Source organism: Nocardia sp. NBC_00416, from assembly GCF_036032445.1.
Lineage (GTDB): Bacteria > Actinomycetota > Actinomycetes > Mycobacteriales > Mycobacteriaceae > Nocardia.
Window position 1 is genome coordinate 2,307,647 of sequence record NZ_CP107932.1, and the last position, 23,604, is coordinate 2,331,250.

26 protein-coding genes and 3 pseudogenes are annotated in these 23,604 nt (G+C 67.5%); 16 read left to right on the forward strand and 13 right to left on the reverse strand.

What is annotated here, in order from left to right:
• The first annotated feature begins 50 nt into the window (after positions 1-50).
• Positions 51-1,148: a methyltransferase gene (locus tag OG804_RS09245; protein WP_328395915.1), complete on the forward strand. Its 1,098-nt coding sequence runs from the start codon at positions 51-53 to the stop codon at positions 1,146-1,148.
• A gap of 75 nt (positions 1,149-1,223) precedes the next feature.
• Here the strand turns inward: OG804_RS09245 and OG804_RS09250 are convergent, their stop codons facing one another.
• Positions 1,224-1,844, reverse strand: coding sequence for a TetR/AcrR family transcriptional regulator (locus OG804_RS09250; protein WP_328395917.1), 621 nt, complete (start codon positions 1,842-1,844; stop codon positions 1,224-1,226).
• Positions 1,845-1,911: 67 nt separating this feature from the next.
• Between OG804_RS09250 and OG804_RS09255 the strand changes: the two genes are divergently transcribed.
• On the forward strand, positions 1,912-2,460 hold the full coding sequence (locus OG804_RS09255) for a GNAT family N-acetyltransferase (protein ID WP_328395919.1): 549 nt from the start codon (positions 1,912-1,914) through the stop codon (positions 2,458-2,460).
• 33 nt (positions 2,461-2,493) lie between these two features.
• Here the strand turns inward: OG804_RS09255 and OG804_RS09260 are convergent, their stop codons facing one another.
• From OG804_RS09260 to OG804_RS09285, 6 genes are all read right to left on the reverse strand, one after another.
• Positions 2,494-4,092, reverse strand: a complete 1,599-nt coding sequence (locus tag OG804_RS09260; protein WP_328395921.1) for a GMC oxidoreductase — start codon at positions 4,090-4,092, stop codon at positions 2,494-2,496.
• A gap of 849 nt (positions 4,093-4,941) precedes the next feature.
• Entirely contained in the window at positions 4,942-5,826 is an 885-nt protein-coding gene (locus OG804_RS09265; RefSeq protein ID WP_328395923.1) for an aldo/keto reductase, read from the reverse strand.
• A 128-nt stretch (positions 5,827-5,954) separates the two neighbouring features.
• Entirely contained in the window at positions 5,955-6,158 is a 204-nt protein-coding gene (locus tag OG804_RS09270; protein ID WP_328395925.1) for a cold-shock protein, read from the reverse strand.
• A 65-nt stretch (positions 6,159-6,223) separates the two neighbouring features.
• Positions 6,224-6,541 carry a DUF202 domain-containing protein gene (locus OG804_RS09275; RefSeq protein ID WP_328395927.1) on the reverse strand — a complete coding sequence of 106 codons (318 nt, stop codon included), beginning with the start codon at positions 6,539-6,541 and terminating at the stop codon, positions 6,224-6,226.
• Complete coding sequence (locus OG804_RS09280) at positions 6,538-6,927, reverse strand: YidH family protein (protein ID WP_328395928.1); 390 nt, start codon at positions 6,925-6,927, stop codon at positions 6,538-6,540. Before OG804_RS09280 ends, OG804_RS09275 begins: the two co-directional genes overlap by 4 nt.
• On the reverse strand, positions 6,924-7,616 hold the full coding sequence (locus OG804_RS09285; RefSeq protein WP_328395930.1) for a GntR family transcriptional regulator: 693 nt from the start codon (positions 7,614-7,616) through the stop codon (positions 6,924-6,926). The genes OG804_RS09280 and OG804_RS09285 overlap by 4 nt, the downstream gene beginning before the upstream one ends.
• A 298-nt stretch (positions 7,617-7,914) precedes the next feature.
• On the opposite strand from OG804_RS09285, the gene OG804_RS09290 reads away from it, so the two are divergent.
• From OG804_RS09290 to OG804_RS09315, 6 genes are read left to right on the forward strand one after another with little or no spacing between them, the layout of a single operon-like run.
• Positions 7,915-8,745: an ABC transporter permease gene (locus tag OG804_RS09290; RefSeq protein WP_328395932.1), complete on the forward strand. Its 831-nt coding sequence runs from the start codon at positions 7,915-7,917 to the stop codon at positions 8,743-8,745.
• A complete protein-coding gene (locus OG804_RS09295) occupies positions 8,742-9,563 on the forward strand; it encodes an ABC transporter ATP-binding protein (RefSeq protein WP_328395934.1) in 822 nt (273 codons plus the stop codon). The genes OG804_RS09290 and OG804_RS09295 overlap by 4 nt, the downstream gene beginning before the upstream one ends.
• Positions 9,560-10,609, forward strand: a complete 1,050-nt coding sequence (locus OG804_RS09300) for an ABC transporter substrate-binding protein (protein WP_328395936.1) — start codon at positions 9,560-9,562, stop codon at positions 10,607-10,609. Before OG804_RS09295 ends, OG804_RS09300 begins: the two co-directional genes overlap by 4 nt.
• Positions 10,606-11,484 carry an NAD(P)-dependent oxidoreductase gene (locus OG804_RS09305; RefSeq protein WP_328395938.1) on the forward strand — a complete coding sequence of 293 codons (879 nt, stop codon included), beginning with the start codon at positions 10,606-10,608 and terminating at the stop codon, positions 11,482-11,484. The genes OG804_RS09300 and OG804_RS09305 overlap by 4 nt, the downstream gene beginning before the upstream one ends.
• Positions 11,481-12,635 (forward strand): mandelate racemase/muconate lactonizing enzyme family protein, encoded by a 1,155-nt coding sequence (locus OG804_RS09310; RefSeq protein WP_328395939.1) that lies wholly within the window; start codon positions 11,481-11,483, stop codon positions 12,633-12,635. The genes OG804_RS09305 and OG804_RS09310 overlap by 4 nt, the downstream gene beginning before the upstream one ends.
• Positions 12,625-14,058, forward strand: coding sequence for an aldehyde dehydrogenase family protein (locus OG804_RS09315; protein ID WP_328395941.1), 1,434 nt, complete (start codon positions 12,625-12,627; stop codon positions 14,056-14,058). Before OG804_RS09310 ends, OG804_RS09315 begins: the two co-directional genes overlap by 11 nt.
• 63 nt (positions 14,059-14,121) lie before the next feature.
• On the opposite strand, the gene OG804_RS09320 is transcribed toward OG804_RS09315, so the two are convergent.
• Positions 14,122-14,355, reverse strand: a complete 234-nt coding sequence (locus tag OG804_RS09320) for a hypothetical protein (protein ID WP_442941776.1) — start codon at positions 14,353-14,355, stop codon at positions 14,122-14,124.
• A 17-nt stretch (positions 14,356-14,372) separates the two neighbouring features.
• On the opposite strand from OG804_RS09320, the gene OG804_RS09325 reads away from it, so the two are divergent.
• Positions 14,373-15,029 (forward strand): hypothetical protein, encoded by a 657-nt coding sequence (locus OG804_RS09325; RefSeq protein WP_328395945.1) that lies wholly within the window; start codon positions 14,373-14,375, stop codon positions 15,027-15,029.
• 121 nt (positions 15,030-15,150) lie between these two features.
• On the opposite strand, the pseudogene OG804_RS09330 reads toward OG804_RS09325, so the two are convergent.
• From OG804_RS09330 to OG804_RS09340, 3 genes and pseudogenes are all read right to left on the reverse strand, one after another.
• Positions 15,151-15,465 (reverse strand): annotated as a pseudogene (locus tag OG804_RS09330) (MerR family transcriptional regulator); the annotation flags it as partial.
• A gap of 289 nt (positions 15,466-15,754) precedes the next feature.
• Complete coding sequence (locus OG804_RS09335) at positions 15,755-15,877, reverse strand: hypothetical protein (protein ID WP_328395947.1); 123 nt, start codon at positions 15,875-15,877, stop codon at positions 15,755-15,757.
• A 5-nt stretch (positions 15,878-15,882) separates the two neighbouring features.
• Complete coding sequence (locus OG804_RS09340; protein ID WP_328395949.1) at positions 15,883-16,014, reverse strand: hypothetical protein; 132 nt, start codon at positions 16,012-16,014, stop codon at positions 15,883-15,885.
• 210 nt (positions 16,015-16,224) lie between these two features.
• Here OG804_RS09340 and OG804_RS09345 point away from each other — a divergent pair, with 210 nt between their 5' ends.
• Complete coding sequence (locus tag OG804_RS09345; protein ID WP_328395951.1) at positions 16,225-16,518, forward strand: hypothetical protein; 294 nt, start codon at positions 16,225-16,227, stop codon at positions 16,516-16,518.
• A gap of 261 nt (positions 16,519-16,779) precedes the next feature.
• Here the strand turns inward: OG804_RS09345 and OG804_RS09350 are convergent, their stop codons facing one another.
• Positions 16,780-18,231, reverse strand: a complete 1,452-nt coding sequence (locus tag OG804_RS09350; RefSeq protein ID WP_328395953.1) for a short-chain fatty acyl-CoA regulator family protein — start codon at positions 18,229-18,231, stop codon at positions 16,780-16,782.
• A 153-nt stretch (positions 18,232-18,384) separates the two neighbouring features.
• Between OG804_RS09350 and prpD the strand changes: the two genes are divergently transcribed.
• The 3 genes from prpD to OG804_RS09365 are packed head-to-tail and all read left to right on the forward strand — an operon-like array spanning position 18,385 to position 21,925.
• Positions 18,385-19,887, forward strand: coding sequence for a 2-methylcitrate dehydratase PrpD (gene prpD, locus OG804_RS09355; RefSeq protein WP_328395955.1), 1,503 nt, complete (start codon positions 18,385-18,387; stop codon positions 19,885-19,887).
• On the forward strand, positions 19,887-20,801 hold the full coding sequence (prpB, locus tag OG804_RS09360) for a methylisocitrate lyase (RefSeq protein ID WP_328395957.1): 915 nt from the start codon (positions 19,887-19,889) through the stop codon (positions 20,799-20,801). Before prpD ends, prpB begins: the two co-directional genes overlap by 1 nt.
• On the forward strand, positions 20,801-21,925 hold the full coding sequence (locus OG804_RS09365; protein WP_328395959.1) for a bifunctional 2-methylcitrate synthase/citrate synthase: 1,125 nt from the start codon (positions 20,801-20,803) through the stop codon (positions 21,923-21,925). Before prpB ends, OG804_RS09365 begins: the two co-directional genes overlap by 1 nt.
• 37 nt (positions 21,926-21,962) lie before the next feature.
• Here the strand turns inward: OG804_RS09365 and OG804_RS09370 are convergent.
• A pseudogene (locus OG804_RS09370) lies at positions 21,963-22,067 on the reverse strand (succinyl-CoA--3-ketoacid-CoA transferase); the annotation flags it as partial.
• Here OG804_RS09370 and OG804_RS09375 point away from each other — a divergent pair.
• The 3 genes and pseudogenes from OG804_RS09375 to OG804_RS09385 all read left to right on the forward strand — a co-directional run.
• Positions 22,052-22,273: pseudogene (locus OG804_RS09375) on the forward strand (helix-turn-helix domain-containing protein); the annotation flags it as partial. The pseudogenes OG804_RS09370 and OG804_RS09375 sit on opposite strands and share 16 nt — an antisense overlap.
• 211 nt (positions 22,274-22,484) lie before the next feature.
• Entirely contained in the window at positions 22,485-22,688 is a 204-nt protein-coding gene (locus OG804_RS09380) for a cold-shock protein (RefSeq protein ID WP_328395961.1), read from the forward strand.
• Between the two features lie 379 nt (positions 22,689-23,067).
• Entirely contained in the window at positions 23,068-23,574 is a 507-nt protein-coding gene (locus OG804_RS09385) for a nitroreductase family deazaflavin-dependent oxidoreductase (RefSeq protein ID WP_328395963.1), read from the forward strand.
• Positions 23,575-23,604: the final 30 nt, after the last annotated feature.

The following is a 23,604-nucleotide window of genomic DNA, read 5'->3' on the forward strand; positions in this document are numbered from 1 at the left end:
TTCGGCGTCGTAGTCTCGGCGGACACCTCTGCCCACGATATGGAGTCGCGATGATCTCCGATCGAAGGAAAGCACCGCCGCAGGCCGCCGTTCGCGCGGTGGAACGGCTGCGCGACGCGCTCGCCCGGATTCATCGGCGACTGGTACCCGGCCACCTCGCGCTGCTGGAGATGGTGGCGGCGGGCTGGCTCACCCAGGCGATCCACGCGGCCGCCGCCCTGGATGTCGCGGGAGCTCTGGCCGACGGCCCGCGCGACGGAACCGAACTCGCGCGCGCGGTCGGCGCGGACGAAGACGCGCTCCACCGCCTGCTGCGCTTGTTGATCGGGCACGGGATCTTCACGCGGCGGCCCGATGGCCGCTACGCACTCACACCCTTGGCGCAGGCCCTGCGGTCCGACGCACCGGTGTCGCTGCGGGACGCGGTCCTGTTCTTCGGCTCGGCGACCCATCGCGATCACTGGACCCACCTGGTGGACTCCGTGCGAGCAGGCGGCCCCGCCGCCGGCAGCGGGCACGGCAAGGCGTTCTTCGACCGAATGCGCACCGATCGCGAACTCGGCGAGATGTTCGACCGCGCCATGGCCAGCATCGACAGCCTCGGACAGGATCCGGTGCTCGCCGCCTACGACTTCACCCGCTACCGCACCATCGTCGATATCGGCGGCGGCCGGGGCGCCCTGCTGGCCGAGATCCTGCGCCGCGCACCGGATTGCACCGGTGTGCTCTTCGACCTGCCGGAGGTGGTCGCCGACGCGGGCCCACGGCTGAGGGCGGCGGGAGTGGCCGACCGATGCGTGGTGATCGAGGGTTCCTTCTTCGAGACGGTCCCCGACGGCGGGGACGTCTACCTGCTCAAACACATCGTGCACGACTGGCCGGCCGAACAAGCTCGCCAGATACTGCGGACCATCCGCGCGACGATGCCGCCGACGGCGCGCCTTCTGCTGATCGAACTCGTTCTCCCCGGACACCACCGACCGCATCCGGGCAACTACATCGACCTCGAGATGCTGGTCAACACCGGCGGTCGCGAACGCACCGAAACCGAATACCGTGCGCTACTCGCCGAGAGTGGTTTCGCCCTGCTCACGTGCACGCCGACACTGTCCCCGGAGAACATTCTCGAGGCCGTTCCGGTGCCATGAAGGCCGGCTCCGGCTCCGTGGAGTCGACGAACGGACCCGTGCCGGCGTCGACCGCGGCGGGCCGGCGATCCGCTGCTACCGGCTCTGATCCCCTCCGGAGCCCGGCCGACGCTCTCCCCCGAGCAGGCCGACCTGGGCGTGGACCGCGGCGGTGACTCTCGCTTCGTCGCCGGTGGCGAGCAGGTCGAGCAGCCCGCCGCGCAGGACCGCCAGGGCCAGGGTCCGGCGCGCGGCGCCGCGGGCGCTGTCTCGTTCGGATCGTCGCTGGCATCCGGCCAGGACCGACAGCCAATCCTCGACAGTCGACTGCGCGAACCCTGCCCACGCGCCATCGGGTTCGACCAGTGAGCGCGCGTAGGCCTCGACCCACAGCCGCAGCAGCGGCCGATGCTCACCGGCCGCGAGCCAACCCCAGAGCCGTTCCGTCGCCGCGTTCAATCCGATGGGCGAAGCCGCGTCGGCGACTCCCAACTCGCCCAGCAGAGCCAGTTCGTCGGTGCGGGCCCGCGCCAGCAGCGACCGCACCAAACCGTCTTTGTTGCCGAACAAGAACATCAGGACGCGCGGGCTGGAACCGATCGCCGAAGCAAGCGGACGCAGCGACAGATCGGTCAGCCCGTGGTCGAGGGCATACCGGTAGGCGGCCTCCAGCAGTTCGGTCCGTCGAGCGGACGGGATTGTCGTCTCCTGGGTCACGCAGGTAGCATAGCGCTACTGAAACAGTCGTTTCAGTAGAATGAGGTCGAGACCGAGAGGTTGATCCATGTCGCAACCGCACCGACAGCCGCAAGTCGTCGTACGCCGGGCCGACCGCCCCGGCGACCTGGGCTGGATGGTGCTGGCACACGGCGAGATCTACGACGCACAGTTCGGCTGGAACACCGATTTCGAGGCCCTGGTCGCCCGGATCGTCGCCGACTTCGCCGCAGACCACGACGCAACCCGGGAGGCGGCATGGATCGCCGAGGCCGACGGCCGACGCGTCGGATGCGTGCTCTGCGCAGCCGACCACGACCCCGCCGTCGCGAAATTACGCATCCTGCTGGTCGCCCCGGCCGCACGCGGCCTGGGCGTCGGCACCCGCCTCGTCGCCGAATGCCTCGCTTTCGCCCGGGACGCCGGCTACGAGCGGATCACCCTCTGGACCAATGACGTGCTGACCGCCGCGCACAAGATCTACCGGGCCGCCGGCTTCACCCTGACCGACGAGGAGCCGCACCACAGCTTCGGCCACGACCTCGTCGGCCAGAACTGGAGCCTCGATCTACGAGTGGGCGACCCGACCCGCACGCCCACGGCCGATTCGGCATAACCCCGACGGAAGGCCGTCAGCCACGACCGGCGCTCAGATCACCGATCCCACATCCCGGGCCACCAGGTTGTCCATGGCCCGTTCGGTCACCGCCGCGATGGTCATCGACGGATTGCAGGCCGCGGCATTGCCGGGCAGCAGGGCGCCGTCGAGAACATACAGGCCGCGCTGACCCAGCACCCGCCCGTCGAGATCGCAGACCGACCCCATACAGGCGCCACCCAGTCCGTGCCAGGTGGACGGGAAGGCACGATTGGTGTCATTGACCACCGACGCGGGGCCGGCCACCTTGTGCACCGACTTGTCGATCTGACCGAATTGGATCGCGGCGTCACCGTCCGCAGGCCATCGCAGCCTGGCGGTATCGGTCGCCGAATCGTAGGCGAAATGCCCACGGGCGTCGCTGACTCCGTAGCCGACCAGCATCGTGGTGTGCGCGTCCATTCCGAGCGGCGGGATCGACGCCTGGATGACAGTGTGCGCCGTGGCGGGGTCGCCCCAGTTGAGGCTGCCGTAGACGACCGGCCCGCCCTGTTGCGCGCCGAAACCCTCGGCCAGGTTCGTCCAGGTATAGATCCGGTCGGCGTTGGTGCCCCATCCCGCACCCAGCGCATCGGGCATATCCGGTATCGCCCCTTTGGCCGAGGCGCGCACCAGCAGATCGGTGGTGTTGAGACTGCCGGCGGCCATGACGAGGGTCTCGGTGGTGAGAATCTTCTGTTCCAGCACCCGCGCAGATTCGTCGGTGCGGTCGGCGTGCACGATCCAGCGCCCGTCGGCGCCGCGCTCGATATCGGTGACGTTGTGCATGACCTGGACGTCGACCAGCCCGGTCGCTTCCGCCTCGGCGATATAGGTGACGTCGACCGAGTGCTTTCCGCCGTTGTTCACGCCGAGCGCACCCGATCCGTCGGTGTAGGAGGCCTTCATCTCGCCGCGGGTTTCGGCGAGGGCGAAGTTCCAGTCGATCGGCATCGGGATCTTCGAGACCGGCAGCCCGGCGGCCCGTGCGTTGCGGGCGAATACGCGTGCCGCGGCGTAGCTCGGATGCGCGATCAGCTCATCCGGTGCGACCGCCAGACCCAGTTTCCGCGCGACCCGCGGATAGTGGACCCGGTCCATCAGGCCCCAGTCGAGTTCCGGCGGGAGATGGGTGTTGAACACCGCTTCCGCGGGCTGCAACGACATGCCCTGGTAGATCAGCGAGCCACCGCCCAGGCCGGCCGCGCAGACGGCCGTCATATTCTCCCCGACCACGGCATCCACGAGACCCAGGTACGGATCGAACGCCACCGGGTTGCCGAACAATTGCGGATCCGAGCCGTGCCAGAGCATCCGCTTGTCGGGGCTGGTCGGGTCGGGAAACGTATCGGCGTTCGGGCCGGTGGCCCAACGCCTGCCGCGTTCGAGCAGCAATACCGGCACCCCTGCGCGGGCCAGCCGCAGTGCGGCGATCCCGCCGCCGAACCCCGATCCGATGACGATCACCCGATGGTCCTCCCGAGCGAGCGGCGTCCGCCGACGCGGGTCGCGGATGCTGGTGTCCGCCCGCGCGATTGCCGTCCCGGCGAGCGCGATCCCGGCTGCCGCCGCGGATCCACCCATGAAGGTGCGCCGTGAAATTCCGGACAAGACCGACCTCCGAACCTGCTGCGCAAACGACTCCGCGTGTCCGGAAAGCCGCCTCTGTTCGTACCCGGATGCAGCGACCGGGGAGGCCGACAAGCGGAGTGCCCGTGGGGGTTTCCCGAGGCGCGGCCAAAGTTAGATACACAACGCACCAAGTGTCAATAACTACCGTTTGGTTGGCCAATAGATTCCGAAGACCGAAAAAGACCAGCTCAGGCCGATTTGCTCAGCCGACCGACCGGCCCGATCGTGTGACATAGGCAACAAATCGGCCATGAACGGCGCTCGCCGGACTACTCCAATCAATCATTGCCATCATTGCGAAGATTGCGTACCGTGGCCCGAACACCCACCGACCGCACTGCTTTTCAAGATGAATCGTCCACCCCGTCCGCCCACGGATACGACACGAGGAAGTCATGCCGGAAACCGCCCAGCGCGCCGACGACCGGTGCGCCCGAACCGTTGCCGATCAGTGTGGAGGACTACGTTTCCCGGACTACACGAAGTCCGAGAACGACAGGCCCTGGGCCGATGTTCGGCACCGGGTCGGGCGGATCAGGGAGATCCCCGCTCTCCGGCCCCCGGAATCGGGGCGGCACCCATCAGTCACCGAAATCGCCCCAGTCCCAGCTGTCGAAATCCGCGTCGAGCGAGCGGTCTCCGCGCCGTTCCCGCCGGACGCCGAACTCGGGGCGTGCTGCGCTGCGCCGCCGATCGCACCGGCGGTCCAGAGCCGATACGAGAAAAGCCCAGAGCACGAAGAGACCCGGGCCGCGCGGCTGGGGAGCGACTGGGCGGGAACGCGGTCCGGCCGGAGCACTGCGGTGGCGGACCGCAGAGGCGATCGGATCATGCCTCGGGAATCTCGACTCCGAAGTTCTCGCGGGTGATCTGTTCCGGCTCGGGACCACCGCGTACACCAGTATCCAGCGCGTCGATCGCCGCCAGTTCGCCGGCCGTCAATTCGAAGTCGAACACCGCGAAATTCTCCGCGATACGCGCCGGGGTGACCGACTTCGGGATCACCTGTCGACCCTGCTGCAGGTGCCAGCGCAACATCACCTGGGCGGGCGACTTCCCGTGGGCGGAGGCGATCCCGCCGATCACCGGATCCTCGAGGGTGGAGCCGTGGGACCCGTCACGATAGAAGGTGATACCGCCGATCGGTGACCACGCCTGATTGAGAACTCCGTGCTCACTGTCGAGGGCGAGCAGTTCGGACTGGCGGAAGTAGGGATGCACTTCGATCTGGTTCACAGCGGGAACCACCGAAGTGGCTTCCAGCAGCCGGGTGAGGTGCTCGGGCATGAAATTGGAAACGCCGATCGCGCGGACCCTACCGTCGGCCAGCAACGCCTCGAGCGCCTTGTACGCCTGGATCGTCAAGTCGAACTCGCTGGGCAGCGCTTGATGCAGGATCAGCAGATCGATCTGTTCGATGCCGAGTTTGGCGGCGCTCTTGGCGAAGGCGTGCGCGGTGGCGTCGAATCCGAAATCGGTGATCCAGACTTTCGTCTCCACGAACACTTCGTCACGCGGCAGGCCGCGGCGGCGCAATGCCTCGCCGACCTCGCGCTCGTTGCCGTAGACGGCGGCGGTGTCGATATGCCGGTAGCCGGTTGCCAACGCGGTGTCGACCGCGGCGATCGTCTCGTCGGGCGGGGTCTGATAGACACCGAACCCCAGGGCCGGGATCCGCACACCGTTGTTCAGCTCCAGGGAAGGAATAGTCATACAGGTCAGGTTAGGCGGACGGGAACACCACCCGTGCCGGCGACCGGCCGGGGCCGCTCCTCGTTCCCGAGTCGATATACGACATTCCGATACCGACCTCGTTCTCGCGCCGGCGGGGCGGGCCTGATTCAGCTCGGCCGGACCCGCAGCGCCTGCGGCCCCTTCGGCCAGACGGCGACCTCGAACTCGACCGGCTGTCCCGAGTACAGCTCAGCGCTGTGCCGGTCGAGGACATCGATGCCCTCGACCAGCAGATCGGGCCCGCCGTCCGCGGCCGCGATCATCCCGAATTCACGATCCTCGTTGAACCACTTCACGGTGCCCTGCGGCATGATCCGCCTCCTTGCCGTCGACTCCGAAGGAATTCGTCCCGGCCGGTCGATCGGATCGGTACGACTCACGACAGCAGGAAACCCGCCAGCGCGCACAGCGCGGGGACACCGGCAGACGCGGCGATCAGCGCCATGAACGCCGTGGGTAACGCGCGCACTCGACCCGCACCCCGCCGGGTCCGCCTGCGGTGCAGACCGACGGTCAGCGCGACGACGGCGAAGCCGGCCGCGGCCACCGTCACGACGCCGAGCCGGCCGTTCTGCTGCACGGCGGTCCTGGTGAGCAGCACCCCCACCGCCACCGCGGTGAGTGTGGTCCTGCGCCAGGCCAGGACGGTGCGTTCCGGTTGCAGGCCCGGATCACGGGAGTATGCGCTGCTCATCGACCGATGAGCAGCGCGCAGCCGACGGCCGCCGCCAGTACCCCGCCCACCATCAGCTTCACCATCACCGGTCCGGGCAGCGGGCCGTCGCGGCGCATGGCCGCCTGTACCTGTCGCCAGCGCAGGAAGGCCCCGACCGCGACGAGGACGGCGAGAACGACACAGCCCCCGCCCAAGAGGCGGTGCGTCGCCGGATCGAATTCACCGGTGAACAGCTGTCCTACCGCGACCCCGCCGGCCAGCAGGGCGAACGCGGTACGAATCCAGGCCAGGAAGGTTCGTTCGTTGGCGAGGGTGAACCGGTAGTCCGGTTCCCGGTCCGTCTCCTCGTCGCGCCGCTGCGGTGGGGCGGCGCCCGGCGCGGTGCTTCGCGGTCCGCGAGTCATCGCGGCGGTTCCACCACGGGAGTGCCGGGTGCCGCCGCGGCCGCCTCGACAATCGCCAGGTCCTTCCGGAGCCGGGCGATATGGCCCCGCCCGGCGAATTCGGCCAAGAGCACGTCCTGGGATTCGAGCGCATCGACGATCCGGTGGTGTTCGGCGAGGGCCAGCGGCATCCCACCGGGTGACCGATGGGTCGTCGACATCGCCAAGCGGATCTGATCCTGGAGCAGATCCAGCTGCGTGGCCAGCTTCGAGTTCGCGGCGATTTCGCGGATGCGGGCATGGAAACGCATATCGATGATGTAGTGGCGTTCCACGTCGCCGCTCTCGATGGCGGCGCGCTGATCGGCGAGTATTGCGCGCAGGTCGCCCAGGTCGGCGGCGCGGACGCGCTGTGACGCGAGCCGGCACGCGAGTCCTTCCAGGACCTCGCGCACCTCGTAGATCTCCACCAGTTCGCCGCGATCCGGGTTCGCGACCACCGCGCCCTTGTTCGGTTCGAACCGGGCCAGCCCCTCGTAGGTGATTCGGGCGATCGCTTCGCGTGCCGGACTCCTGCCGACGCCCAGCCGATCGGTGACGACGGCCACCGACAGGCGCTCCCCCGGTTCGAACCTGCGGTCGAGTATCGCCTGACGCAGACAGAGGTACGCGTGTTCTGCCAGACCACTCTCCGGTCGCGCTGCGGACACCTGGACTCCCCTTGCTCCTCGTCGCCCCGGGCGGGGCCACACCGGCGGACCTGATCACGCCCGATCGCCGCTGTCACTGCTTGCGCCGACTATACCTTGTGATTACACAAAATCTACCCTATGGTGTGAATCACAAGGTTCCGAAACCTACAGGTAAGCCGCACATTATGCGGTCAGGATCTTGTCGGACAGCTTGAGGGAGCTGTCAGATTTTATGAAATCTCCCCGTTCGGTCGAGATGGAACTCCGTCGCGGAGTCCCGCGATCGCGGCCGCCGGGGGTCAGAGGAGTGTGCGCAATGTCGATCACGAGCCCCAGCACCGATCGAACATCTCTGAAGAGACGTCGACCACCGAGAGCGGGAGAGGGCGGTTCGCCCCGGCGTATCGCGCTCGGGTTCGGCGGCGGACTCATCGCCATCGCCGCCTGGTACGTCGTATCGGTATCGGGAATCGTCTCCGGGCGCGGCATTCCACGTCCCGACGAGGTGGTCACCGCGGGCTGGACCCTGTTCACCGAGCAGGACCTGCTGTTCGATATCCGGGTCAGCGTCACCCGCGTGATGATCGGCGTGATCATCGGCTCGGTGGCCGCACTGCCGGTCGGATTCCTGCTCGCCTGGTATCCGACGCTGCGGGCGATGATGGAACCGCTGGTCAACTTCTTCCGCGCGCTTCCCCCGATCGCACTGGTCCCATTGGTGATCGTGTACTTCGGGATCGGCGAGACCGCGCGGATCTCGATCCTGGTGTACGCCTCGTTCTTCGCCGCGGTGATCGTGCTGTTCGAGGGAATATCGAGTATCGACCCGCTGCTGATCCGGGCCGCGCGCGTGCTGGGCGCGAACCGCTGGGAGATCTTCGCGCGCGGTGTGGTCCCCGCGTCGGTCCCGCATCTGTTCACGGCTGTCCGGGTGGCCCTCGGGGTGTCATGGGCGACGGTGGTGGCGGCCGAACTCGTCGCGGCACAGCGCGGGCTCGGCGCCGCGATCCAGGACGCGTCGACCTTCTACCGGATCCCGGATATGTACGTCGGCATCGTGATGATCGGGATCGCCGCCCTCGTCATGGATCTGATCCTCAAACTCGCCCAATCCCGGATGACCGCGTGGCAGGAGAAGTCGAAATGACCAGTGTCGTGACACCGGGAACCGTGGCCGACAACCGGATCACCTTCGACGGCATCGGCAAATACTACGACCGCGCCGGCGACCGGATGCACGTCCTGCGGGATTGTTCGTTCGATATCGAACCCGGCGAATTCATCTCCGTGATCGGGCCGTCCGGGTGCGGTAAGACCACGCTGCTCAATATGGCCGCGGGATTTCTCTCCCCCGACGAGGGCGCGGTCCGCGCCGGCGGAGTCCTCGTAAAAGGGCCGCACCCGTCGCGCGGGGTGGTCTTCCAGCAGTACGCGATCTTCCCGTGGCTCACCGTCGCGAAGAACATCGAATACGGGCTCACGCTCCGGGCGAACCGCAAACCACGCGCCGTCCGAGCGGAAATCGTCGACCGCTACCTGCACCTCATGGGTCTGGAAGCCTTCGCCGATTCCTATCCGAAGGAACTGTCCGGCGGTATGCGGCAACGGGTGGCGATCGCCCGCGCCTACGCGACCGATCCACAGGTACTGCTGATGGACGAACCGTTCGCCGCGCTGGACGCGCAGACACGTGAGCGTATGCAGCAGCTGCTGCACGAGACGCAATTGACCGAACAGCGCACGGCCCTGTTCATCACCCACAGTGTCGAGGAAGCGATCTTCCTGTCGAACAAAGTGGTAGTGCTCAGCGCCCGCCCCACCCGGGTTCGCGAGATAGTCCCGATCGGAATCGAATTCCCGAGGTCGGCCGAAACCCGGCTGTCCCCGGCCTTCGTCGAATTGCGGCGCCACCTCGAGAAACTCCTGCGTGACGAATCGGATCGAACCGACGGGACCTCGCGATGAACGGCGGGCGTCTGCGCCGGGCCGTGACCGGCCTGCTCGCGCTCCTCGGTGTGCTCACGCTGCTGTCCTCGTGCGCGCTGGAGACCTCCGGACCGCGCACCACCGCCGCGGGACTCCCCGTCATCAGAGTCGGCTATCTGCACACCCTCGCGGTGGACGCCCATATGTGGCTGGGCATCGAGGACGGCCTCTTCGAAAAGCACGGTATCGCCCTGGAGCCCGTGAAGTTCGATACCGGAACCGCACTGAGTCAGGCACTGTCCGGCGGATCGGTCGACGTGGCGGTGATGGGTGCGGTGCTGTCGAACTTCCCGGCACAGGGCGTCGGAAAGGTATTTCTCGCCAACGATATCGAATTCGATACCGCCCAACTCTGGGCGTCACCGTCCTCCGGGATCCGATCGGTGTCCGATCTGAAAGGGAAGCAGGTGATCACGGCAAGCGGAACCACCGCGCATGTATTCCTGCACAACGCTTTACGCGCGGAAGGTGTCGATCCGTCGAGCCTGAAGATCATCAATGCCGATCTGCCCGCGGCGGTCAGCGCTTTCGTCTCCGGCCAGGTGCCCGCGGTGGCACTGTGGGTTCCGTTCGACGAGACCGTGGAAAAGCAGATGCCCGACGCCCGGATGGTGGCGTCGGCGAAGGATTACTATCCGCAATCGTCCATCGTCGGGGGGTGGGTCGCCAACAATAATTTCCACGAAGAGAATCCCGAACTGCTGTCGAAGATCACCGGCGCCTGGCTGGAAGCGAACGATCTGCTGATCAACGACCGGCAGCGGGCGCTGACCACGGTCCATGATGTCGCCTACGCGGACAGTCAGTCACTCGACGCCACCCTGCGCCGATTCGAATTCGCCCGGCTGTACACCAACGACGAATGGGCCCGGATGTACGAGTCGGGCGACCTCGCACGCCAGATCGGCGATATCGAACGGATATTCGTCGAGATCGGCGGAATCGACAAATACGTCGACCCGGCCGATTTCGTCGACACCTCGATCTACACGAATTCCTACAACAACTGGAAGGTTGGCTCATGAACACCAGAATCCGCGTACTCGGGCTCGGCACGATGGGCGGGCGGGTGGCCGCCGCCGCCCGCGCGGCGGGCTTCGATGTCCGGGGTTTCGACCCGGTTGCCGACGCCAGGGACGCCGCGGCCGCCGCCGGACTCGACGTCGCCGACGATGCCGCCGCCGCGGTGGCCGACGCCGATCTGATCCTGCTGTCCGTTCCGCGGCCCGAGCACGTCCGCGCCCTGGCCGACGACGTCCTGCCCGCGGCGCCCGACGGCGCGGTCGTCGTGGATCTGTCCACCATCGATCCCACCACCGCCCGTCAGGTCGCGGCGGACCTACAGAAGCACGGCGTCACCTATATCGATGCGCCCGTACTGGGCCGGCCCGCCAAATGCGGTTCGTGGATGCTGGTCTGCGGCGGTTCCGCGGACGCGATCGACCAGGTCACCCCCGCGCTCACCGCGTCGATCGCGGCGACCGTGCTGCGCGTAGGCGACGTCGGCGCGGGTTCGGTCGTCAAGATCGCCAACAACTTGATGTTCGGCGCCATCAACGCGATCACCGCCGAAGCGCTCACCCTCTGTGAACGCAACGACGTCGACGGCGCCACCTTCGTCGACGCGGTCTCGCGCTCCGGCGCCGCGACGGTGTCGAACCTGTTCAAGGAACTCGGTCCGCGCATGGTCGCGGCCGACGACGACCCGAACTTCGCGCTGGCGCTGCTGGCCAAGGACAACAGGCTCGCACTCGATATCGCGCTCGAATCCGGGACGCCGAGCCCGCTGGCCACCGCGATCGTCGGTATCAACGACGTCGGGCTCGATGAGGGGCTCGGCGCACGCGATACCGGTGCGATCATCAAGGCCTACGCGGCGTTGACCCGGGCTTCGCAATGACGTCCGGCTACCCGATCGAACGCCTCACCGTCTCGATTCTGTCCGCGCCCGTCGACAACGCCGTCCCGATGTCGTTCGGCACGCTGACCGATCGCCGGGTGTGTCTCGTCGAGATCGAAGCCGGTGGAGTCGTCGGGATCGGCGAGAGCTGGCTCAACTATCCGGGCTGGTCGCACGCCGAACGTTTGTCGACGTTCACCGAAGGTATCGCGCCGCTGGTGTTCGGACTCGACGCGAGCGACCCGGCCGGCGTGCTCGCACAGCTGTGTGGACGGCTGCTCCCGGTCGGCCGGCAGGCCGGGGCGATCGGGCCGATCTGGCAGGCCCTGAGCGGAATCGACATCGCGCTCTGGGACATTGCCGGGAAGCTCGCCGGGAAACCCGTCCACGAGCTGCTGAGCGAGGCCCGGTCGCGGTCGTCGGTTCCCGCGTATGCCAGCGGGATCGGCCCCTCCGAAATCGAAGCGCTCTGCGAGGTCGCGCTCGCCGACGGCTATCGCGCGATCAAAACGAAGATCGGTTTCGGCGCCGAACGCGACCGCGCGACGCTGACGACCGCGCGCGGCTGTGTGGGGGCGGGTGTCGAACTGTTCGCCGACGCCAACCAGGCCTGGGATGTCGCCGCCGCGACCGAGGAGATCACCGCACTCGCCGAATACGACGTGCGCTGGATCGAAGAGCCCCTCGCCGGCGACCGGGTCGACGATCTGCAGAAACTGGCGGCTGCCGTGCCACTGCCCATCGCGACCGGTGAGAACGTCTACGGAACAGCAGATTTCGACGGTCGCATCGAGTCGGGAGCGGTCACGCTGATCCAACCCGATCTGGCCAAATCCGGCGGGTTCACCATTGCCCGCGCGGTCGCCGAATCCGCGAACCGGTCCGGTGTGCGGATCGCACCGCACTGCTATTCCAGCGGAATCGGGATCGCAGCCAGCGCTCAGTTCGGCGCGGCCTACGACCGGGTCGACTGGATCGAGATGGATGTGCGGCCCAACCCGCTGCGCACCGAACTGCTCGCGCGCGGACCCGAACTGTCCGAGGGCGCGATCCGGCTGCCGACGAGCCCGGGACTCGGGGTCGAACTCGATCTCGACATCGTGCGCCGCTTCCGTATCCACCGAGAGGAACGAACTCGTAATGCCCACTGAGCTACTGACATCCGCGTCCACCGAAACCGCGGGAGCCCGCATCGGCGGCGACACGGTCGACGGGACCCCGCACGATATTCCCGACCCGGCCACCGGCCAACGCCTCGCCACGGTGGGCTGGGTGACCGGTGATATCGCCCGCCGGGCCGCGTCGGTGGCCGCCGCCGCGTTCCGCGAATGGGCCGACACCCCGCCGCGGCAGCGCGCAGCCGCACTACGCGCCATCGCCGCGGATCTGCGCTCGCACACCGAGACGCTGGCCGCCACGATCAGTGCCGAATCCGGTAAACGCCTGGCCGAAGCCGTCGGTGAGGTCGGCTTCTCCGCCCAGTACTTCGAATGGTTCGCCGACGCCGCCACCATGCCGGGCGACGGCGGGTTCGTCACCGCGCAGCGCCGCTTCACAACCACCCGGCGGCCGGTCGGCGTCGTCGCCGCCGTCAGTCCGTGGAACTTCCCGCTGTCGATTCCCGCGCGCAAGGTGGCGCCGGCCCTCGCCGCCGGATGTACGGTCGTGCAGAAGGCCTCGGAACTCACCCCGCTCACCAGTCTCGCGTTCACCGAGATCTGCGAACGGCACCTCCCGGCCGGTGTCGTCAACGTGGTGGTGGGGGCAGGCGAGGAACTCACCTCCGCGCTGGTCGACTCCCCCGATATCGCCGCGGTCACCTTCACCGGTTCCACCCCGGTGGGCATTCTGGTAGCGCAGCGGGCCATGCGCTCGATGACTCGGATCACCATGGAGCTCGGTGGCAAGGGCCCGTTCATCGTCACCGCCGAGGCCGATCCCGCGGCCGCGCTCGACGCGTTGCTGATCGCCAAATTCCGCAACAACGGCGCGTCGTGCATCGCCGCCAACAATGTATTCGTCCACGAATCGCTGTACCGGGACTTCGTCGCCGAACTCCGTACCCGCGTCACCGCGTTGGTCACCGGACACCCGGCGGACGAGGGAACCGATATCGGCCCCATGTTGCGTGCCGCGCACGCCGAGCGGCTGGAGGACCTCGTGGCGCGTGCCGCCGCCGACGGCTGCCCCGTCGACCGCAGCGAGATCAGCACTGGGGACGGGTACTACGTCGCTCCCACCCTCGTGGAGGCGGTGGCCGATACTCCGCTGTGGCACGAGGAGATCTTCGGACCGGTGTGCGCAATCCGGCCCTACACCTCCGAGGACGCCGTCGTCACCGAGGTGAACGGCTGGAACACCGGCCTCGGCGGTTACGTGATGTCGGCCGACCCGGAGCGCGCCGCCCAGCTCGCCGACCGCCTCGATATCGGGATCGTCGGTGTCAACAACGGCGCCCCGAACACCCCCGAGGTCCCTTTCGGCGGATTCGGGCTGGCCGGGCTGGGGCGCGAAGGCGGCCTGTCCGGTCTGCTGGAATTCACCGAGGAGAAGACGGTGTCGTTCGCGCGGTGATCGGCCCGGGCGCTATCGGCTCGGGAGCCGATAGCGCCCGGTGGCTCACCCCACACCGAAACCTCAGCGCCGGAACAGCTGTCGCAGCCGCGCCCGAATCCGCCATAGGCGCGATTCGGCTTCTGGCAGCTCGACAGCCTCCTCGGCGGCTGCCGCCTGCGCGAACCGGGTGTGCAGTTGCTCCCGGACCTGATCCGGGGTGTACGCGCGGCGGCGGCGCTCGGCACGCACCACCACGACACCGGTGGCCACCACGCCGGCCGCACCCGCCAATCCCACTGCCTTCCACCACCTCATACGCATAGGCTACTTCTATGGCGGGTGCGGATATCGATCTCGACCGGGCTGTCGAGATCACCAGGACAGGCGATATCTGGTTGTTCCGTGGTCATTCCACGGCCGACCGGATGATCCGGATGACGACCAACAGTCCGGTCAACCACGTCGGCATGTCCGTGGTGATCGACGATCTCCCCGCGCTGATCTGGCACGCGGAACTCGGCCGGTCGCTGCCGGATATGTGGGCGGGCAACGCGCATCGCGGCGCTCAGCTGCACAATCTGCGTGACGCGGTGCTGACCTGGGCCCACCGTTACGACCAGCAGGCCTGGCTGCGCCAGCTTGATCCGCCGGCCACCCCGGAGATGGAGAACGCCGTCCTGCGTACCGTCGCCCGGCTCGACGGCACCCCGTTCCCCTCCACCGCGGCGCTGGCGGGACGGTGGTTCCGCGGCCGGGTCCGTCTGCCGCGCCGCAGTTCTCGACCGCCCGCCGCCCGCGAGGTCGAGAACGCCTACTGCGCGGAAATCGTGGCCGCGACCTACCAGGCCATGGGACTGCTGCCCGAGAACCGCAGCCCCGACTGGTACGACCCCGGCCGGTTCTGGAGCGGTGACCGCCTGCACCTCAGCGGGGGGCAGGTACTCAGCGGCGAGATCGCCGTCCGCGCCCCGGCCGCGCCGGCGACCTGACCGCACCGCACCCCTAGCCGGCAAAGGACGTCCTCGTACCGGATCGGCTTTCTCGTCGTGCTGCGGCCGCGGTGTGGGTGCCGTCCACCGTCCGCTGAACCTGCGGGCCCCCGTGGCGCAGGATCACGGCGAGTTCGACCCGCACGCGATACAGGCGTTCGATGGTGGCCGCCAGTTCGGCGTCCAGTGCCCGCAACGCCTCCCCCGGGTGCCCGCCGCCCTCCCCCATCTCCGCTATCTGTGCCAGCGAGAACCCGAGTTCGGTCAGGCGTTTGATCCGCAGCAGCCGCACCAGATGGGCCACGCCGTAGTGCTTGTACCCGTTCGATCCGCGTTCGGGTTCGTCGAGCAACCCGACCTCGTGATAATGCCGGACCGCCCGCAGGCTCGTGCCGGCGAGCTCGGCGAGCTGACGAGTACTCCACGCCATGACCATCACTCCTCGGGCACCGGGTCGGCCGACGCGCCGGCCCGGACCACAGTCTCGGCTGTGCCGTACCGGCACAGTCAAGCCCGTCACAGTCCGGTCCGATGCACGCACTTTCGTCACTTCCCGATAGCTTGCCCGGTGTCGGCTGCCGCTTTTTCATAGCCAGATCGCAATATCTTCATATCGCACTGTTCGATGGGACAGGCTCAGCCACCACACCTCCAGCGATCGGATCGGACGTCACTGCACATCCAACCGTCTCGACGTTCAGCCGGCCGAACCTCCGGGCAGACGGCTACTTCGCGCGCAAAGTCGCGACTGCGGCGGCCGGCACGACCATGTCGCGGACGTGCGTGTAATACGTGGTCGCGTACTCATCTTCGATCGCCGGGAGAACCGTCTCGAACACTGCCGTCATCCGCATCAGACCTGATTGATATGGCTCGTCGAGTGGGCCTTCGAGGACGCCCGCGGCATAGCTGTAGGCAGCGGAAACGGCATGGCCATGTGCTCGGCCGTCATCGCTGACAGCGCGTCGAGTTTCTCTTCGAACATGCCGGATATCCTGGCACGGTCAGCAGCCCTCGTTCGGTTCGCGCTCCCAGATCGAACGTCGCGGCACATCCGTGAGGCGGTGAATCTGCCACGGCGCGACCCACTGGAGGAAAGATCCAGCGACCACTCCCCCACGACGTCGTAGGCAAAACGGGTATCCGAGAACACGATTCGCACGACTCCCGCTATGCGTATACATATACTGCAACCATGGTGGATCCCTTCAGCCTCGCCGTCGGCGCCGGCCTGGTCGGCGTCGGCTGGGCCTGTGGCAGATTCGGACACAGACGGCGAGGCCGGACGGGCGGGAAGCTGCCCGCCCGCTGCGGTTGCGGTCACGACCTCGCACTGCACGACCGCGCCACGGGCACCTGCCATGCCGAGATATCCAGGAGGGGTATGCACGGCCTGCGCGAGTGGGTCGGCTGCAAATGCCGTCGCTACACCGGCCCGACCCCGCTCGAAGATGTGTTCAGCTCGCCGATCCTCCCGCCGCAGCCCTGAGCCCCGGCGGCAGCAACGGGCCGCCGCTCCCACCGACCCTGTGAGTGCGACGGCGAACCGGTCGTTCGGCGCACGGTGTTCGACTTCCGTGCGCCGACCGATTCCGTCCCCGACGGCGGCGCCTACGACGGACCGCTGGGCGTCGTCTCATTCCCCGGCCGAATTCGCCGAGCCCGGCGACTGCGATCTCGGCGCGGTCGCACTGGCCGATGTCATGCAGGATTGGGTCACCGCCGCCGAGGCTCGACCGATACCGGCCGGTCAGCCGGGCTCGGAGCGGTGGTGTTGCCGCGAGTCGGCCGCCGGGGCATAGGGGATGTTCGCCGCGCGGTTCTCGTCGACGACGAGGGCGCGGCCGAGCTGCGGAAACGCGCGCTGCGCGCAATCGGGCCGTTCGCAGATCTTGCAGCCCGCGCCGATGGGAACCGCCCCGGAGGGGTCGTGGACGGGCAGGCCATGGGAATAGACGAGTTTATCGGCGTAGGCGAGATCGCACCCGAGGCCGATGGCGAAATCGCGTTTCGGCGCGAGATATCCGGGCGCGCTCTCATCGGTCGTCCGCGCCAGCCACAAATAGGTGCGACCGTCGGGCATTTCGGCGATCTGGGTGCGGATCCGGCCGGGTGTGGCGAACGCTTCGTGGACGACCCAGAGTGGGCAGCTGCCGCCCACCCGGGAGAAGTGGAAGGCGGTGGCCGATTGCCGTTTGGAGATATTGCCCGCGCGGTCGGTGCGGACGAAGAAGAACGGCACCCCGCGCTGCCGGTGCCGCTGCAGTGTGGACAACCGGTGGCAGACGGTCTCGAAACCCACTTCGAACTTGGCCGACAGCAGATCGATGTCGTAGCGCAGGCTTTCCGCGGAATCGCGGAACAAGGTATAGGGCAGGATCAGCGCGCCGGCGAAGTAGTTGGCCAGGCCGATCCGCAACAGCCGTTGCGATTCGGCCGGCATCGCCTCCGCCCGGACGAGTAATGCCTCGATGGCGGCGGTCTGGGTGAGAAACGCCAGTTGCGTGGCCAATTGGAAGGCTCGCTGTCCGGGCGAGAGCCGGCGGGCGAGGATGATCAGGCGCGCGACGGGGTCGTAGACGCGTTTGGGACCCGGCCGGTTGGGGTCGTCGGTGCGGATCCGGACGGCGATATCGTGGCGCTCGCGCAGCAACCGGGCCAGTTGCAGGTCGAGGCCGCCGATGGTGAGTCCGTGATCGGCGAAGAGCTGTTCGGCCGCGGTATCCAGTGCCGGTATGTGATTGCGATGGTCGTAGAAGAAGTCGCGCACATCTTCGTAGGGCATGGCGAGGCCCGGGTCCGCCGCGGTGTTCTCCACACCCGCGGAGAACTGCTCGAGCCGGCCGGTCGCCGCGCTGAGGCGCCGGTGCTGACTGACCAGCAGACGCGCGGCGGCCGGAACGCGGGACAGGAGGTCGTCCAGTTCACTGTTGGTCACGGTCGCGGCATCGGGGTCCTCGGCGAACACCATCTGGAGGTCGGCCAGCAGCCGGGCGTCGGTATCGGGCGCGAAGAAACCCATATCCAGGTCGAATGTGGAGTTCAGGCGCATCAGGACCGGCACGGTCAGCGGGCGCTGGTCGTTCTCCAGTTGATTGACGTAGCTGATCGAGAGTCCGAGGCTTTTGGCCAGCCCCGTTTGGGACAGGCCGCGTTGTTCGCGTAATGCGCGCAGGCGTGCACCCGCATACATCTTCTGCACACGATAAATCTAACAGAACGTCTTTACACAACTTTCGCAAATTTGCCGATTTTTCTCCGCAGCATTAGGCAATTGCGAGGTATTGGCGGTGGATCACTCGCTGAGTAGCGTGCATAACAAGCGAAATCAATCAGCCTCTGGAGGACTCGGACCGTGAAGAACCATCTCGTCCGCACCCATCGCTCGGCCGAGAATTTTCCGCGCGAACAGCATCTGGCATGGCGGATCGCGGAGGTCGCCGCGGATCCGGTGGAGGTGGTCCCGGACACCGCGGAGATGATCGTCAACCGGATCATCGACAACGCGGCGGTCGCGGCCGCCGCACTGGTGCGCCCGCCGGTCGTCAACGCCCGGGCGCAGGCGGAGGCCCATCCGTATCGGCCCGGGGCGACGGTGTTCGGCGTCGGCGGCGGCTTCTCACCGGAGTGGGCCGCCTGGGCCAACGGCGTCGCGGTCCGCGAACTCGACTTCCACGACACCTTCCTCGCGGCCGAATACTCCCACCCGGGGGACAACATCGCGCCGATTCTGGCCGTGGCCCAGCACGCCGGCCGGTCCGGCCGGGACCTGATCCGCGGGGTGGCGACCGGCTACGAGATCCAGGTGGATCTGGTGCGCGGGATCTGCCTGCACGAGCACAAGATCGATCACGTCGCGCATCTGGGCCCCTCGGCGGCCGCCGGTATCGGCACCCTGCTCGGCCTGGACACCGAGACCGTCTATCAGGCCGTCGGCCAGGCCCTGCACACCACTACCGCGACCCGGCAGTCCCGCAAGGGCGAGATCTCGAGCTGGAAGGCCTACGCGCCCGCGTTCGCGGGAAAAATGGCGGTCGAAGCCGTCGATCGCGCACTGCGCGGCGAAGGCGCACCGTCCCCGATCTGGGAAGGCGAGGACGGCGTGATCGCCCGGCTGCTGGGCGGCCCGCAGATCGAGTACTCCGTGCCGCTGCCCGGGCCGGGTGAGCCCAAACGCGGGATCCTCGACACCTACACCAAGGAACACTCCGCCGAATATCAGAGCCAGGCGCCGATCGACCTGGCCCGCCGGATGCGCGACCGGATCGGTGACCTGGACCAGATCGCCTCGATCGTGCTGCACACCAGCCACCACACCCACGTCGTGATCGGCACGGGCTCCGGCGACCCGCAGAAATTCGATCCGCACGCGTCCCGTGAGACGCTCGACCATTCGGTGCCCTATATCTTCGCCGTCGCCCTGCAGGACGGCGCCTGGCATCACGAGCGTTCCTACGCTCCCGAGCGGGCGCGGCGGCCCGACACCGTGGAACTGTGGCGCAGGATCTCCACTGCCGAAGATCCCGAATGGACCCGCCGGTACCACTCCACCGACCCGGCGGAGCAGGCCTTCGGCGCGCGGGCCGAGGTCACCCTGAAGAGCGGTGAGGTGATCGTCGACGAACTCGCCGTCGCCGATGCCCACCCGGTGGGCGCGCGGCCCTTCGCCCGCGACCAGTACATCGCGAAATTCCGCACCCTCGCCGACGGGGTCGTCACCGCGACCGAACAGGACCGTTTCCTCGAGGCCGCGCAGCGCACCGCGGCACTCAGCGCCGGGGAGCTGAACCAATTGACCTTCACGGTGTCCGCGGACGTCCTGGCCCGCGCCCCCCGGCAGCCGAAAGGACTGTTCTGATGAGTGGACTGCTCGCCGCCGCTACCCCGGCCGCCGATAAGCGGGTGAACTTCCGCGCCGGCCTCACCTCGGGGCGTATCCAGCGTTTCCCCGGTGCGTTCAATCCGTTGGTCGCCACGTTGATCCAGGAGATCGGTTTCGAGGGCGTCTATGTCTCGGGCGCGGTGGTCTCCGCGGAGCTCGGCCTGCCCGATATCGGCTTGACGACGTTGAGCGAGGTCTCCGGACGCGGGCAGCAGATCGCCCGGGTCACCGATCTGCCGGTACTGATCGACGCGGACACCGGATTCGGCGAACCCATGAACGCCGCCCGCACCGTGACCGTGCTGGAAGACGCCGGGATCGCCGGCTGTCACCTCGAGGATCAGGTGAACCCCAAACGCTGCGGGCACCTCGACGGCAAATCGGTGGTGCCGGCCGCGGAGATGGTGCGGCGGTTGCGGGCGGCGGTATCGGCGCGCCGGGACCCGAATTTCGTGCTCTGTGCGCGCACCGACGCGGCCGGGATCGAAGGTATCGACGCCGCGATCGAGCGGGCGAAGGCCTACGCCGACGCGGGCGCTGATCTGATCTTCACCGAAGCACTGTCCGGCGCCGCGGAATTCGAGAAGTTCCGGGCGGCGGTGCCGACCCCGCTACTGGCGAATATGACCGAATTCGGCAAATCGGAACTACTCTCGGCGGCCACGCTGGAATCGATCGGGTACAACGCGGTGATCTATCCGGTCTCGACACTGCGACTGGCCATGTGGGCCGCCGAGACCGGGCTGCGCGAAATCTATGACCGGGGAACTCAGGAAGGCCTCCTGGACCGGATGCAGCACCGCAGCAGGCTCTACGAACTGCTCGCCTACGAGCGCTACAGCGAATTCGACTCGGATATCTTCGATTTCACTCTGGGAAGGAACCAGTGATGACCGAGGCCGCAATACCCACCATCTACAAAGGTCTCGCCGGGGTCGTCGTCGACACCACCGCGATATCGAAGGTCGTCCCGGAAACGAACTCGCTGACCTACCGGGGGTACGCGGTACAGGACCTGGCCGCCCACTGCTCCTTCGAGCAGGTCGCGTTCCTGCTGTGGAACGGGGAACTGCCCACCGACGCGGAACTGGAACGTTTCTGCCAGCAGGAGCGGGCGACCCGGCGTGCGGACCGGTCGCTGCTGTCACTGGTGACCAAACTCCCGGAGAACTGCCACCCGATGGACGTGGTGCGCACCGCGATCAGCTACCTGGGCGCCGAAGACCCGGACGAGGACGATTCGTCGCCGAAGGCCAACCGCGCGAAGGCGCTGCGGATGTTCGCGGTGCTGCCCACGATCGTGGCCGCCGATCATCGCCGCCGGCGCGGACTCGATCCGGTCACACCCCACTCGCACCTGGGCTTCGCGGAGAACTTCCTCACTATGTGCTTCGGCACGGTGCCCCCGCCGGAGCTGGTCAGGGCGTTCGAGGTGTCGCTGATCCTCTACGCCGAGCACAGCTTCAACGCCTCCACCTTCGCCGCCCGGGTGGTGACCTCCACACTGTCCGATATCTACAGTGCCGTCACCGCCGCCATCGGCGCCCTGAAGGGATCGCTGCACGGCGGGGCGAACGAAGCGGTCATGCACGATATGGTCGAGATCGGCGATCCGGCGCGGGCCGAGGAATGGTTGCGCGACAAGCTCGCCCACAAAGAAAAGGTGATGGGCTTCGGCCACCGGGTCTACAAGAACGGGGACTCCCGGGTGCCGACGATGAAGCAGGCGTTCCTCGATATCGCGGCCGCCACCGAGGGGCAGAAGTGGGTGCGGATGTACGAAACACTCGAACGCACCATGGATTCCGCTACCGGGATAAAACCGAACCTCGATTTCCCCACCGGGCCCGCCTACCATCTGCTCGGATTCGATATCGAGATATTCACGCCGATCTTCGTGATGAGCCGCATCACCGGCTGGACCGCCCACATCATCGAACAGGCCGAATCGAACGCACTGATCCGGCCGCTCAGCGAATACGTGGGAGTACCGCAACGTTCCGTGGTCGCCTGAAGTCCGCGATCGGCTCCCGAGTCCCGGCGTTCCGGCACCGCGCGCCGTGCACCAGGTCCATGGCGCCGCCCATACCCTCGACCATCTTTCCGAGCACCATCCAGTTGGCCGGATCCTCGGTCCGGGATACCTGCATCCCGCCCTCCGCACGGCCTCACGATCACCGAACTCGCGGACACCGTCGGCGTGCACCGCACGGTCGCGCACCGGCTCGTCCGCACCCTCGAGGCACACCGTCTGTGCCGCCGTGACGACAACGAACGCGTGATGCTGGGCACAGGGCTGGTCACGCTCGCCGAGCCGGTGGAACATGACCTGCGGACCGTAGCGCGGCCGCTCGACGACGAGAAATCCCTCGGATCCGCCGTTGTCGACTCCGCCCGGCGGCTGGGTTCACTGCCGCACTGACGTCGGCGCGGCGGGCCGGGGCGCGGCCACCGGCACCGGTCATCGGCACCCGTGGAAATGCGAGCCGCGAAGATGTGGCATAGTGGTTGTCGAGACCGGGCTGGTCACAGAGATCCGCACGGCTCACCTACAGAAAAGAAGTATTCACAGCATGGCTCAAGGCACTGTCAAGTGGTTCAACGGCGAGAAGGGCTTCGGCTTCATCGCCCAAGACGGAGGCGGCCCCGACGTCTTCGTGCATTACTCCGCCATCGGCGGCTCGGGTTTCAAATCCCTCGAAGAGGGTCAGCGGGTGGAGTTCGAGATCGGCCAGGGCCAGAAGGGTCCGCAGGCTCAGGACGTCCGCGCTATCTGATCGTCAGCGTGATGTGCAGGCTCCGCACCGGACCGGTGCGGGGCCTTTCTCGTTCCCGGCCGCCCCACGATCTCCACCGCCTGCCCGGCCAGGTCGTGCCGGTCACTGATCCCCCGCTGACCACGCGGGCGATCGTTCGAGCCGGGCCTTGAACGCCCTGTCCGACGCGCGACGACCGCGGCGCCGACGCTCGACAGGCCATGGGATATCCCGTCCACCCGGATGAACCGCCCGGCGAATCGCGGCCCCTGAGCGACCGGTGAGACAAACCTACGCATTCGTCGGCGGACGACACCGGGACCATACGTGAACCGCACCGACCGATACGGGAACCGTCATCTGCCGCATCACGTCGCCGCCCGGCGGTATATTCCGGCCCATGACGACGCCTTTCCCGCAGTGGCAGTGGGGTTCCTCGGACAATCCGCTGTCCCGCGCGGCGGACAGGTTCGCCGCGACCGCGGCCGGGTCGCGACTGATCCGCACCATCGCGCCGCTGGATCGCCGGTTGCTCGAGCGCACCGGCGCCAAGTACACCCTGCTGGGCCCGATCGGCGCACCGGTGCTCCTGCTGACCACCACGGGTCGCAGATCCGGGCAGCCGCGCACCCAGCCACTGCTGTACGTGTACGGCGGCGACACCCTCTATGTCATCGGCAGCAACTTCGGCGGGGCCCGCCATCCCGCTTGGACCGCCAACCTCCTCGCTGCGCCGCGCGCGACCGTGGCCATCGCGGGAGAGCGTATACCGGTCGCCGCGACTCCGGTCCGGGGAGAGGCGGCGGAGCAGATCTTCCAGCGCTTCGTCGAAGTCGCGGGGGCCTACGCCGCCTACCGCGACCGAACCACTCGCGATCTGCGCATCTTCGCCCTGACTCGCGCCTGAGGACGGCGGCGTCCACGCCTGCCGTTGACG

Bases quoted from the DNA above. Each gene is read 5' to 3' on its own strand.
- OG804_RS09245 (WP_328395915.1), top strand. From the start codon at position 51: ATGATCTCCGATCGAAGGAAAGCACCGCCGCAGGCCGCCGTTCGCGCG.
- OG804_RS09255 (WP_328395919.1), top strand. From the start codon at position 1,912: ATGTCGCAACCGCACCGACAGCCGCAAGTCGTCGTACGCCGGGCCGAC.
- OG804_RS09265 (WP_328395923.1), bottom strand. From the start codon at position 5,826: ATGACTATTCCTTCCCTGGAGCTGAACAACGGTGTGCGGATCCCGGCC.
- OG804_RS09270 (WP_328395925.1), bottom strand. From the start codon at position 6,158: ATGCCGCAGGGCACCGTGAAGTGGTTCAACGAGGATCGTGAATTCGGG.
- OG804_RS09275 (WP_328395927.1), bottom strand. From the start codon at position 6,541: ATGAGCAGCGCATACTCCCGTGATCCGGGCCTGCAACCGGAACGCACC.
- OG804_RS09280 (WP_328395928.1), bottom strand. From the start codon at position 6,927: ATGACTCGCGGACCGCGAAGCACCGCGCCGGGCGCCGCCCCACCGCAG.
- OG804_RS09290 (WP_328395932.1), top strand. From the start codon at position 7,915: ATGTCGATCACGAGCCCCAGCACCGATCGAACATCTCTGAAGAGACGT.
- OG804_RS09295 (WP_328395934.1), top strand. From the start codon at position 8,742: ATGACCAGTGTCGTGACACCGGGAACCGTGGCCGACAACCGGATCACC.
- OG804_RS09300 (WP_328395936.1), top strand. From the start codon at position 9,560: ATGAACGGCGGGCGTCTGCGCCGGGCCGTGACCGGCCTGCTCGCGCTC.
- OG804_RS09305 (WP_328395938.1), top strand. From the start codon at position 10,606: ATGAACACCAGAATCCGCGTACTCGGGCTCGGCACGATGGGCGGGCGG.
- OG804_RS09310 (WP_328395939.1), top strand. From the start codon at position 11,481: ATGACGTCCGGCTACCCGATCGAACGCCTCACCGTCTCGATTCTGTCC.
- OG804_RS09315 (WP_328395941.1), top strand. From the start codon at position 12,625: ATGCCCACTGAGCTACTGACATCCGCGTCCACCGAAACCGCGGGAGCC.
- OG804_RS09320 (WP_442941776.1), bottom strand. From the start codon at position 14,355: ATGAGGTGGTGGAAGGCAGTGGGATTGGCGGGTGCGGCCGGCGTGGTG.
- OG804_RS09325 (WP_328395945.1), top strand. From the start codon at position 14,373: ATGGCGGGTGCGGATATCGATCTCGACCGGGCTGTCGAGATCACCAGG.
- OG804_RS09335 (WP_328395947.1), bottom strand. From the start codon at position 15,877: ATGACGGCAGTGTTCGAGACGGTTCTCCCGGCGATCGAAGATGAGTAC.
- OG804_RS09340 (WP_328395949.1), bottom strand. From the start codon at position 16,014: ATGTTCGAAGAGAAACTCGACGCGCTGTCAGCGATGACGGCCGAGCAC.
- OG804_RS09345 (WP_328395951.1), top strand. From the start codon at position 16,225: ATGGTGGATCCCTTCAGCCTCGCCGTCGGCGCCGGCCTGGTCGGCGTC.
- prpB (WP_328395957.1), top strand. From the start codon at position 19,887: ATGAGTGGACTGCTCGCCGCCGCTACCCCGGCCGCCGATAAGCGGGTG.
- OG804_RS09365 (WP_328395959.1), top strand. From the start codon at position 20,801: ATGACCGAGGCCGCAATACCCACCATCTACAAAGGTCTCGCCGGGGTC.
- OG804_RS09380 (WP_328395961.1), top strand. From the start codon at position 22,485: ATGGCTCAAGGCACTGTCAAGTGGTTCAACGGCGAGAAGGGCTTCGGC.
- OG804_RS09385 (WP_328395963.1), top strand. From the start codon at position 23,068: ATGACGACGCCTTTCCCGCAGTGGCAGTGGGGTTCCTCGGACAATCCG.